Origin of the sequence: Rhodanobacter lycopersici, assembly GCF_040812335.1 — a bacterium.
In the GTDB taxonomy this organism is placed as follows: Bacteria; Pseudomonadota; Gammaproteobacteria; order Xanthomonadales; family Rhodanobacteraceae; genus Rhodanobacter_A; species Rhodanobacter_A lycopersici.
Genome location: NZ_JBFOHK010000002.1, coordinates 525,438 through 537,015, shown reverse-complemented (window position 1 = coordinate 537,015; position 11,578 = coordinate 525,438). Strand labels below are relative to the sequence as shown.

At 66.3% G+C, this 11,578-nt stretch carries 10 protein-coding genes; 3 read left to right on the top strand and 7 right to left on the bottom strand.

Going from position 1 to position 11,578, the window contains the following annotated elements:
• Positions 1-43 precede the first annotated feature (43 nt).
• Positions 44-265, top strand: coding sequence for a twin transmembrane helix small protein (locus tag ABQJ54_RS09280; RefSeq protein WP_367854011.1), 222 nt, complete (start codon positions 44-46; stop codon positions 263-265).
• A gap of 166 nt (positions 266-431) precedes the next feature.
• Here ABQJ54_RS09280 and ABQJ54_RS09275 read toward each other — a convergent pair whose 3' ends face one another.
• The 6 genes from ABQJ54_RS09275 to ABQJ54_RS09250 form a co-directional block, all read right to left on the bottom strand.
• The gene (locus ABQJ54_RS09275; RefSeq protein ID WP_367854010.1) at positions 432-2,249 is read right to left on the bottom strand and encodes an aspartyl protease family protein; all 1,818 of its coding nucleotides are present in this window, start codon (positions 2,247-2,249) and stop codon (positions 432-434) included.
• A 90-nt stretch (positions 2,250-2,339) separates the two neighbouring features.
• Entirely contained in the window at positions 2,340-3,227 is an 888-nt protein-coding gene (locus ABQJ54_RS09270; protein WP_367854009.1) for a cytochrome c oxidase subunit 3, read from the bottom strand.
• Positions 3,228-3,337: 110 nt separating this feature from the next.
• On the bottom strand, positions 3,338-3,487 hold the full coding sequence (locus ABQJ54_RS09265; protein WP_367854008.1) for a hypothetical protein: 150 nt from the start codon (positions 3,485-3,487) through the stop codon (positions 3,338-3,340).
• 58 nt (positions 3,488-3,545) lie between these two features.
• Entirely contained in the window at positions 3,546-5,162 is a 1,617-nt protein-coding gene (gene ctaD / locus ABQJ54_RS09260; RefSeq protein WP_367854007.1) for a cytochrome c oxidase subunit I, read from the bottom strand.
• A gap of 119 nt (positions 5,163-5,281) precedes the next feature.
• On the bottom strand, positions 5,282-6,187 hold the full coding sequence (gene coxB, locus ABQJ54_RS09255; RefSeq protein ID WP_367854006.1) for a cytochrome c oxidase subunit II: 906 nt from the start codon (positions 6,185-6,187) through the stop codon (positions 5,282-5,284).
• 125 nt (positions 6,188-6,312) lie between these two features.
• A complete protein-coding gene (locus ABQJ54_RS09250) occupies positions 6,313-6,756 on the bottom strand; it encodes a DUF2244 domain-containing protein (protein WP_367854420.1) in 444 nt (147 codons plus the stop codon).
• 268 nt (positions 6,757-7,024) lie between these two features.
• On the opposite strand from ABQJ54_RS09250, the gene putA reads away from it, so the two are divergent.
• On the top strand, positions 7,025-10,186 hold the full coding sequence (gene putA / locus ABQJ54_RS09245; protein WP_367854005.1) for a bifunctional proline dehydrogenase/L-glutamate gamma-semialdehyde dehydrogenase PutA: 3,162 nt from the start codon (positions 7,025-7,027) through the stop codon (positions 10,184-10,186).
• 104 nt (positions 10,187-10,290) lie between these two features.
• Here the strand turns inward: putA and ABQJ54_RS09240 are convergent, their stop codons facing one another.
• Entirely contained in the window at positions 10,291-10,692 is a 402-nt protein-coding gene (locus ABQJ54_RS09240) for a helix-turn-helix domain-containing protein (RefSeq protein ID WP_367854004.1), read from the bottom strand.
• Positions 10,693-10,804: 112 nt separating this feature from the next.
• On the opposite strand from ABQJ54_RS09240, the gene ABQJ54_RS09235 reads away from it, so the two are divergent.
• Entirely contained in the window at positions 10,805-11,551 is a 747-nt protein-coding gene (locus tag ABQJ54_RS09235; RefSeq protein WP_367854003.1) for a glucose 1-dehydrogenase, read from the top strand.
• Positions 11,552-11,578 lie beyond the last annotated feature (27 nt).

Here is an 11,578-nt window from a genome sequence, read left to right as displayed (position 1 = left end):
CGGTCGCTATACTGCCTGCAACAAAATCGACCGGATCAATCACGTGGGCCCCATCTACAAATACGCGGTGGTGGTGTTGCTGCTGGTGGTGATCTTCAGCCTCGGCCAGGCGCTGTACTACATGATGACCGACAAGGACGACGACAAGCGCATGGCCTGGGCGCTGACCCGTCGCATCGCGCTGTCGCTGCTGCTGATCGGCATGGTCGTGTTCGGCATCTGGATGGGCTGGCTGCAACCGCACGACGTGGGCGGCAACGGTTGATTGTACCGGCCGCGACGGCAACCGGCTCACCACAGCAACGAAGACCGGGCTGCGTCATTTGGACGCCGGCGCGGCAGCGTGCCGTCCGTGCCCATCAAGGACACACATGGCGCCGGTCCAGCCGGATGACCGGGAAAGGCCGTTCGATCCCGGCACGGCGCAAACGCTACCTGGAAGGCTGCGCGCCATGCACCTTGTCGTCCGGCGACGCGGCTGGCGCAACCAGGCCGAGCCTGGCGCCACGCGCGTCGATCTTCTTGTCGAGCGAGCGCGCGATTGCCAGCTCGGCTCTGCCGGCGTCGGTCTGGCCGCTGCGCCATTCGGCCAGACCCAGGCCGTAATGCGACCATGCGGCGTGTGGCGACTGCACAAGGGCCTGCTGATACGCCTTGATCGCTTCGGCATCGTTGCCCATCCGCAGATACACCAGGCCAAGGCTGTCCAGATAAGCCGCGCGGTCACCATCGCGCTTGATCGCCTTGCGGCAATCGCGCAGGGCGTCGTCCAACGACTGGTTGGCCAACGCACGCGCCCAGCAGCGTTCGTTCAGCGCGTTGCCAAGCAAAGCGTCGGAAGGGTGCGCATGAATCCAGTCGTCCAGCAAAGGCAGTGCATTGACTGGCTGGTCGATGGCGATGTAGAGAGAGGCGACAGAATAGGACTGCATCGAGCCCGCCGGCGCGAGCTGGCGCGCCGCGGCGATGTCCGCCTCGACTCCCGCCTCGTCCTTTTTCCCGTGCCGCAATCGGGCGCGCAGGAGCAGGGCGTCGAGATTTTTCGGATCGAGACTCAGCACCCTGTCCAGATCACCCAGCGCCGCAGCGGGATGCTTTTCGGCAACCAGGATGCGGGCACGTATCAAATAGTCATCCGGGCTGTTCGGATCCATCCGGATGGCTGCATCCAGATCGGCATGCGCATTCGCCAGTTCACCGCGCGCCAGGCGCGCCTGGCCACGCAACGCGTAGTCGGCCGCCGTCCTGGGTTCGTCACCGGCGCCGCTCGTCCCGGTGCCGGCTGGTTCATTGGCTCCGATCGACGCGGTATCCAGCGAAAACACACGGCCGCCGTTGTACGTGAAATAAATCTTCCCCTGGCTGTTGGCGACATACATGTGATGGGCCAGCATGAAATCGATACCCAGCAGCATGTCGGTCGAGCCGCCGCCGATACTGCCGTCCATCACCAGCATCTGGCTGTGCTGGATCGTCTCGGTGCCTACCGAGAACGTGTCGACCGGCACGATCCAGGTTTGGTAGGTGCTGGCGCCGACACCACGAACGCGGTTGCCCGCCTTCACTTCCGGCCCGTCGAGATCAATGCCCACGCGTTCGGCCGCGCGCCGGGTGAGCAAGGTGGTCGTGGCGCCCGTGTCCAGCAAGGCGTGCACCGTCTTGCCGTTGATCGTCACGTCGACAAAACTGCGTCTGTCGTTCTGGTTGTAGGCAGGGCGCAAATCGACGACGTTGTAATGGCGGCCCGTGGACCAGTAAGCCAGTGCCGCCTTGCCGCAGCCATCCGGCTTGAACAGCGTCAATTTGCCCTGCGCCAGATCGATTTCAAGGTCCGCAAAATCGAGCAGGTTGGCACCCAGAAAGCCTTCCCCCGCGTCCGACCCGCCAACCACGAAATCGACGCCGTGAAGATCCGTACCGAGTATGCCGAAGTCCTTTATCCTGGCGACCTCGGCGTTGGCGGCGCCACCGATACCGTTCATGCGGAGATCGAACGGCGCGGGGACGCGCCGCAGTCCCAGCTCATCGGCATTGGCGCGCGACATGAAGTTGTACTCGGCACCCGTGTCGAGTATGAAGCGCGTGGCGACGCCGTTGATCTTGATCTGCGTGGTGGCCCGCTCGCCGATCACTTCCACCGGCAGGGTGCCGTATTTGGCCAGCTTGCATCCATCAGCCCGCGCCGGGCCCGCACAGGCAAGCAGTGCGCAGGCACCCAGCCAGGCCCATCGTGACGCGCCCCGTTCCATCAAGCTCCCCCGTGCCATGGCGGCCGTGCCTTGATTCAGCGGAAGATCGGGTAAATCAACGAAGCATTGGGACGGCCCCTGCGCGGGCGACTACAGGATGTAGACGAACAGGAACAGGCACAACCAGACCACGTCGACGAAGTGCCAGTACCACGCCACCGCCTCGAAGCCGAAATGGTGCTCCTTGCTGAAGTGGCCCTTCAGCACACGGCACCAGATCACCGCCAGCATGATCGTGCCCAGGGTCACATGCAGGCCGTGGAAGCCGGTGAGCATGAAGAAGGTGGAGCCGTAGACGCCGCTGTGCAGGGTGAGGTTCAGCTCCTTGTACGCCTCCATGTATTCGTGCGCCTGGAAGAACAGGAAGCTCGCGCCCAGCAGCACGGTGAGGCCGAGGAACAGCAGGATGCGGCCGCGATGGCCGGCGCGCAGCGCATGGTGCGCGATCGTCACGGTGACGCTGGAGGTGAGCAGGATCAGCGTGTTCAGCAGCGGCAGCCCCCACGGCGGCACGGTGCTGAAGCCGCCGCCGATGTGCAGCGGACCGTTGCCGCCCGCCGCACCCCAGGCACCGCTGTAGGTCTCGTAGAGGAACTGGTGGGTGAGCACGCCATGGCCTGCGCCGCCCAGCCACGGCACCGAGAACGTGCGGATGTAGAACAGCGCGCCGAAGAACGCGCCGAAGAACATCACCTCGGAGAAGATGAACCACATCATGCCCATGCGGAACGAGGTGTCCACCTGGGGGTTGTACAGGCCGGCCAGCGATTCCTTGATCACCGAATGGAACCAGCCGAAGAACATGCAGAGGATGCCGATCGCGCCGATCGTGATCACCGTCTTGCCGAAGCCGCTCTCGCCGGGCTCCGCGTTCAGCCAGTGCGCCGCGCCGAACACGGTGAGGAACATGACCACCGCGGCCACGATCGGCCACTGGCTCTTGCTCGGTACGTAGTAGATATCGTGCTGCTGACCCATGGTTTGACCCCGTGGCGTTGCTTGGTGACCCGACCCCGTCATGCCGTGGCCGGATATCGCTGCCGGACGACCCTGCCGCCGTCATCCGTGGAACCCGTGTGGCGCTGCCTCTACTTCATCAACAGGATCTGCACGAACGACAGCAGGTAGAACGCGCCGACCACGATCGCCAGCACCGTCACGGTGCGGCGCACGCCGCGGCGGCGGCCCTGCTCGAAACGACCCTGCTCGAACCGGTTGTCCACGATGCTGGATGTCATGCGCTGCTGTCCCCGCTGGGGCCGCCGCGGCCCCGGGGCCGCGGCGGCGGGATGATGGTCAGTCGTTCACGTGGCCGTGCGCGAGCTCCTCGTCGTGCACCACCGGCGGCACCGTGAAGCTGTGGTGCGGTGGCGGCGACGGCAGCGTCCACTCCAGGCCGCGCGCGCCTTCCCACACGCGGTCGGTGGCCTTCTTCTTCGAGAAGAACGCGCAGTGCACGATCACGCCGAGGAAGATCAGCTGCGAGGCGCCGAACAGGAAGCCGCCGATCGAGCTGATCATGTTGAAGTCGGCAAACGCCACGTTGTAGTCCGGGATGCGGCGCGGCATGCCGGCCAGGCCCAGGAAGTGCTGCGGGAAGAACAGCACGTTCACGAACACCACGGAGCACCAGAAGTGCACCTTGCCCCAGAACTCGTTGTACATGTGGCCGGTCCACTTCGGCATCCAGTAGTAGGTGGCCGCCATGATCGCGAACGCCGCGCCGGTCACCAGCACGTAGTGGAAGTGCGCCACCACGAAGTAGGTGTCGTGGTACTGGAAATCGGCCGGCACCAGCGCCAGCATCAGGCCGGAGAAGCCGCCGATGGTGAACAGGATCACGAACGCGATCGCGAACAGCATCGGCGTCTCGAACGACAACGAACCGCCCCACATCGTGGCCACCCAGTTGAACACCTTCACGCCGGTGGGCACCGCAATCAGCATCGTGGCGTACATGAAGAAGATCTCGGCGCCCATCGGCAGGCCGACCGCGAACATGTGGTGTGCCCACACGATGAACGACAGGAAGGCGATCGAGGCAATCGCGAACACCATCGCCTTGTAACCGAAGATCGGCTTGCGCGAGAACGTCGGGATCACCTCCGAGATGATCCCGAACGCGGGCAGGATCATGATGTACACCTCGGGATGCCCGAAGAACCAGAACACGTGCTGGTACAACACCGGATCGCCGCCGCCGTGCGGATTGAAGAAGCTGGTGCCGAAGTACTTGTCGGTGAGCAGCATGGTCACCGCGCCGGCCAGCACCGGCATCACCGCAATGAGCAGGAACGCGGTGATCAGCCAGCTCCACACGAACACCGGCATCTTCAGGAGGTCCATGCCTGGCGCACGCATGTTGAGGATGGTGGCGATGATGTTGATCGCGCCCATGATCGAGCTGATGCCCATCAGATGGATCGCGAACACGGTGTAGGCCAGCGACGAGCTCTGCAGCGACAGCGGCGGATACATCGTCCAGCCGCCGGCCTGGCTCCCGCCGGGCAGGAACAGCGTGGACAGCAGCAGTGCGAACGCGAACGGCAGGATCCAGAACGACAGGTTGTTCATGCGCGGCAACGCCATGTCCGGCGCGCCGACCATCATCGGGATCATCCAGTTACCGAGGCCCACGAAGGCCGGCATGATCGCGCCGAAGATCATCACCAGCGCATGCATGGTGGTCATCTCGTTGAAGAAGTACGGCTGCACCAGCTGCAGGCCGGGCTTGAACAGCTCGGCGCGGATCACCATCGCGAAGCTGCCGCCGATGAAGAACATCGTCAGCGAGAAGATCAGGTACAGCGTGCCGATGTCCTTGTGGTTGGTGGACATCACCCAGCGCTGGAAGAAACCCTGCGGCGCGTGGTGGTGGTCGTCGTGCTGATCGTGGGTGGCTTCGTGGGCCATGGGCTTGCACCTCTGCCTGTTTTCTTGTGAAAAGTGCAACCACGGAGGATTGCCTTTTGATCTTCGCGATCAGGATGACCGCAACACTTTTGACTGAAACTGGATGGGCCGGCGGACGATCAACCCTTGGTCTTGCCGCCAGCCGGCGCGGCGACCACGGCAGTCTGCGGCGCAGTGGCGCTGGCGGCGGCAGCCGGTGCAGCCGGCGCAGCAGACTCTTCCTGCGCCGCCAGCCACTTGGCGAAGTCTTCCTTCGACACGGCCTTCACCACGATCGGCATGAAGCCGTGATCCTGGCCGCACAGTTCGGCGCACTGCCCGCGATAGGTGCCGGCCACGTTGATGTTGGTCCAGGCCGAATTGATGATTCCCGGAATCGCATCCATCTTCCAGCCGAACGACGGCATCCACCACGAGTGGATCACGTCCTCGCTGGTGATCACGAAGCGGATCTTGGTGTGGATCGGCAGCACCAGCGGCTTGTCCACGTTGAGCAGGTAGGTGCCCTCGTCGCCGGTCTTCACCGCGTACGGATCCATGCCCGAATCCAGCTGGCGGGTCTTGTCGGAGAGCGCGTCGAGCTTGGACATGTAGCCGACCTTGCTGATCGGCTTGCCGAGGTAGTCGACGTAGTCGTAGCGCCACTTCCACTGGTAGCCGGTGACCTTCACCGTCATCTGCGAGCCGGTGGTGTCGTAGAACGTGCGCATACCGTCGGTGGCCAGCCACGCCAGCGTCATCAGGATGATCACCGGGATCGTGGTCCAGATGATCTCGACCGTGGTGTTGTGCGACCACTTCTCCGCCACCGCGCCGCGCGACTTGCGGAAGCGGAACATGGCGATGAACATCGCGCCGAACACCAGCACGCCGATCACCACGCACACGCCGAGCGCGACGTTGTTGAGGAAGTACGGTTCGCCGGACCAGGTGGTCACGCCGCGCGTCATGTTGAGCTGCCACGGCTGGGGATCGGCCTGCGCAAGACCGGCGCACAGCGCCAGCACGAGAGCCGTCGACGCCATGACCGCGCGCCTGATGCCGGTCATCCTGCCGTGGCTGGATCGACCGCAACGGATGCGATTTCCGTTCGGCCCGGCCCCGTCAGTCCTGATGCTGCCAGATGTCATGCTCTCGCCCTTTGTTGAACCTATCCGCGCTGCCGGTCGTTGATCCCTTCCAGCAGCACCTTGAGTTTCCGCAACAGCTCGACACGTTCCTGTTCGGCAAGGAACCCGCCGATTTCCAGCTCGCGCCCGTGCGACGACAGCAGCAGGCGGCGACATCCGCTTTCCCCCTCATCCATCCGCACGCGCACCCAGTAGGACTGGAAACGCACACGGCGCCGGCCCGGCAACGATTGCACCTCCAGCGACGTGTCGTCGAGGGTGATGCGCTCGCTGCGGTCGCCGGCCCGCCAGGCCACGCACAGGGCGACAGCCACGGCAGACGACTCGACCAGGGCGAACAGCGGAGCAAACACATTCCCCTGCCACGCACCCAGGACGGCGGTCGTCAGCGCCAGCGCCACCAGAAGCATGATCAGCCGACGCAGGCCGCGTCGACTGAGCGTGCGATTGGGCCTTAGCCATATCGTCACGCGCGGCAAGCCGGCGGCGGCTGGTCGTAGCACGATCATGGAGATCCGGCGTGCCAAGAGCGTTTCGATAATAGGTCGCGCGAGCGCAAGGGGCAAGAATGCCGCAGGCGCTTGAGCCTGGTCAGTTTTGGCGATGCGGCTTTGCCGGCAGGCGACATACCTTCGCGTACCCTGCGCCACGACGGCAGATTGCGGCGGCGGAGCGGCGCACGGCGTACAATCGCGCGTTCCGTCCGTCCCACCCCAGCACATCGACTCCATCGTGACCCTGCCCATCCTCAGCCCCGAACTCCCCGCCGGCGCCGAGCCCGCCCGCGCGCGCATCACCGCCGCGTGGCTGCGCGACGAGACCGAAGCGGTCAACGACCTGCTCGCCCAGGCCACCCTGCCGCCCGCCGAGCGCGAGCAGGTGATCGACCTCGCCGCCGGCCTGGTGACGCGCGTGCGCGCCCGCGCCAAGGACCAGAGCGCGGTGGAATCCTTCATGCGCCAGTACGACCTGTCCTCCGAGGAAGGCGTGCTGCTGATGTGCGTGGCCGAGGCGCTGCTGCGCATCCCCGACAAGGCCACCGCCGACAAACTGATCCGCGACAAGCTGGGCGACGCCGACTGGAAGAAGCACCTGGGCCAGAGCGAGTCGTTGTTCGTCAACGCCAGCACCTGGGGCCTGATGCTCACCGGCCACCTGGTGAACCTGGCCGAGGAAACCCGCCGCGACTTCACCGGCGCGCTGAAGCGCCTGGCCGGCCGCGCCGGCGAACCGGCGATCCGCCTCGCCGTGCGCCAGGCCATGCGCATCATGGGCCACCAGTTCGTGATGGGGCAAACCATCGACGAGGCGCTGGACCGCTGCGCCAAGAAGGAATATGCGGTGTACCGCTATTCCTACGACATGCTGGGCGAATCCGCGCTCACCGCCGAGACCGCCGAGCGCTACCAGGAAGACTACCGCCGCGCGATCGCCCGCATCGGCGCGCGCGGCCCGTTCGCCAACCACACCGACGCGCCGTCGATCTCGGTGAAGCTGTCCGCGCTGCACCCGCGCTACGAGGTGGCCAAGCGCGAAATCGCCCGCCGCGACCTCACCGCCAAGCTGCTGGAACTGTCGCAGCTGGCGATGAAGCAGGGCATCGCGCTGTCCGTCGACGCCGAGGAAGCCGACCGCCTCGAACTCTCGCTGGACATCATCGGCGACGTGTTCGCGCACCCCTCGCTGCAGGGCTGGAACGGCCTCGGCATCGTGGTGCAGGCCTACTCCAAGCGCACCCCGTTCGTGATCGACTGGCTGATCGAGACGGCACGTGCGGCAAATCGTCGCTGGTACGTGCGCCTGGTGAAGGGCGCCTACTGGGACGCCGAGATCAAGCGTGCCCAGGAACAGGGCCTTTCGGGCTACCCGCTGTACACGCGCAAGCCGAACACCGACGTGTCCTACCTCGCCTGCGCGCGCAAGCTGTTCGACGCCGGCAGCGAGCTGATCTACCCGCAGTTCGCCACCCACAATGCGCATAGCATCGCCGCCGTGCATCACATCGCGCGCGGCCGGCCGTTCGAGTTCCAGCGCCTGCACGGCATGGGCACCGACCTCTACGCCGAGGTGATCGGCCCGCAGAACCTCAACGTGCCCTGCCGCGTGTACGCGCCGGTGGGCACGCACGAGGACCTGCTGCCCTACCTGGTGCGCCGCCTGCTGGAAAACGGCGCCAACACCAGCTTCGTCAACCGCGTGGTGGACGAGACGCTGCCGGTGCGCGAGCTGGTGGCCGATCCCTGCGAGACGGTGCGCCGCTTCGCTTCCATTCCCCACCCGCGCATCCCCCTGCCGGTCAACCTCTTTGGCGAACTGCGGAAGAATTCCATGGGCATCAACTTCTCCAACGACAACGAACTGAAGGCCACCGCCGAAGCCGTCAACGCCAAGTCCGGCCCGTGGACCGCCGAACCGCTGGTGCCGGGCGCCGTAGGAGCGGCTTCAGCCGCGACCGTCACCGTGACCAACCCGGCCGACCGCCGCCAGACCGTGGGCAGCTATGTCAGCGCCGACGCCGCGCTGGTCGACAAGGCGCTGGCCAATGCCGTCGCCACCCAGCCCGATTGGGATCGCCTGCCCGCCGCCAGCCGCGCCGCCATCCTCGAACACGCCGCCGAGCAGCTCGAAGCGCGCCGCGCCGAATTCATCGCACTGTGCGTGCGCGAGGCCGGCAAGAGCCTGCCCGACGCCATCGCCGAGATCCGCGAAGCCGCCGACTTCCTGCGCTACTACGCGACGATGGCGCGCCGTCTGTTCGGCCAGCCCGAGCAGCTGCCCGGCCCCACCGGCGAGAGCAACCAGCTGTTCCTCAACGGCCGCGGCGTGTTCGTCTGCATCAGCCCGTGGAACTTCCCGCTGGCGATCTTCCTGGGCCAGGTCAGCGCCGCGCTCGCCGCCGGCAACAGCGTGATCGCCAAGCCCGCCGAGCAGACCAGCCTGATCGGCTACGCGGCCGTGAAGCTGCTGCACGAAGCCGGCGTGCCCGAAGCCGTGCTGCAATACCTGCCCGGCGACGGCGCCGTGGTCGGCGCCGCGCTCACCAGGGACCCGCGCGTGGCCGGCGTGGCCTTCACCGGCTCCACCGAGACCGCTTGGGCGATCAATCGTGCGCTGGCCGCGCGCAACGCGCCGATCGCCGCGCTGATCGCCGAGACCGGTGGCCAGAACGCGATGATCGCCGACTCCTCCGCCCTGCCCGAGCAGATCGTCAAGGACGTGATCGCCTCCGCCTTCCAGTCCGCCGGCCAGCGTTGCTCGGCGGCGCGCGTGCTGTTCGTGCAGGAAGATATCGCCGACAAGGTGACCTCGATGCTAGCCGGCGCGATGGCCGAGCTGAAGGTGGGCGACCCCGGCCAACTCAGCACCGACGTGGGCCCGGTGATCGACGAGGACGCGAAGCAGATCCTGGTCGACCATGCCGCGCGCATGGACAAGGAAGCGAAGAAGATCGCCGAAGCGCCGCTCGACGCCGACGTCGCCGCCCACGGCACCTTCTTCGCGCCGCGCGCCTACGAGATCCCCACGCTGTCCACGCTCAAGCGCGAAGTGTTCGGCCCGGTGCTGCACGTGCTGCGCTGGAAGGGCAGCGAACTGCCGCAGGTGGTCGAACAGATCAACGCCACCGGCTACGGCCTCACGCTCGGCGTGCACAGCCGCATCGACGACACCGTGGAATACATCCGCAGCCACGCCCGCGTCGGCAACTGCTACGTCAACCGCAACCAGATCGGCGCCGTGGTCGGCGTGCAGCCGTTCGGCGGCGAAAGCCTCTCCGGCACCGGCCCCAAGGCCGGCGGCCCGCACTATCTGCTGCGCTTCGCCGGCGAGCGCACGCTCACCATCAACACCACGGCGGCCGGTGGCAACGCGTCGCTGCTGACCATCGGCGAGTGATGCAACGGCCGGCGGACTTCCCTGCGTAGACGCGGGGAGTCCGCCGGTACATCGAGCAACCAGACCGGATCGAAATCGTCGCCAGCAACCGTGGCGACGGACTGCTAGCGCCCCTTTGCCTTCTTCCTGACGGCAGCCGTCGCCGTCCTGCGGCGCGGTGGGCGGGACGACGGCGTGCCTGCAGCCTGCATGCGATGTGCGTTGAGAATGGCGGGAATCAGGCCGGGGAAGCGCTGCTCGATTTCCCCGCAGCGCGTGGTGTTGTGCATTTCCACGCCGGAACGTTCGCTACGGACCAGGCCCGCCTCGCGCAGCACGCGGAAGTGCTGCGACAGCGAGGATTTGGGAATGACGCGGTCGCCGGCCTGCTGGAACGCGGTGCAGGCCGCGGCGCAGTTCAGGCCCGCCAGCCTGGCGTAGATCGACACGCGCACGGGATCGGACAGCGCGTGCAGGATGCCCTCCACGGTGACGTCGTCGATCGATGGGTGGAACAGCGGACGCATGGCGGCATTTTACCTGCCCCTTGACGATTGGTTCCATAGTTCATATATCTTGAACTACGGGAACAAAGAACCAGACCCGTCCCCTCACCCGCCACACTCGCAGGAACCCACCATGAGCAAGCTCCAAGGCAAGACCGCCCTCGTCACGGGCGCATCCAAGGGCATCGGTGCCGCCATCGCCAAGGCACTCGCCGCCGCAGGCGCCGCCGTCGCCGTGAACTACGCCTCCAGCAAGGCCGGCGCCGACGCCGTGGTGGCCGAGATCACCGCGGCCGGCGGCAAGGCGTTCGCGGTGCAGGGCGACGTTTCGAAGGCCGCCGACGCAGAGGCCATCGTCGCGCAGACGGTCGAGCGCTTCGGCCGCCTCGACATCCTCGTCAACAACTCCGGCATCTACGAATTCTTGCCCATCGAGGGCATCAGCGAGGAGCATTACCGCAAGCAGTTCGACGTCAACGTGCTCGGCCTGCTGCTGACCACCCAGGCCGCGGCGCGGCATCTCGGCCAGGGCGCCAGCGTCATCAACATCGGTTCGCTGGTCGCCCGCATCACCCCGCCCGGCTCGGCGGTGTACACCGCGACGAAGGCCGCGGTGGAAGGCATCACCGGTGCGCTCGCGCAGGAGCTCGGGGCCCGCGGCATCCGCGTCAACGCCCTGAATCCGGGCATGGTGGAGACCGAAGGCGCGCACGCTGCCGGCTTCATCGGCTCGGATTTCCAGGCCCATGCCGTGGCACAGACGCCACTGGGCCGCATCGGCCAGCCGCAGGACATCGCGTCCATCGCGGTGTTCCTGGCGTCCGATGACGCCGGCTGGCTGACCGGCGAGAAGCTCTACGCTGGCGGCGGCCTGCGCTGAACCACACTCGGCGCATCCCCGACGCCT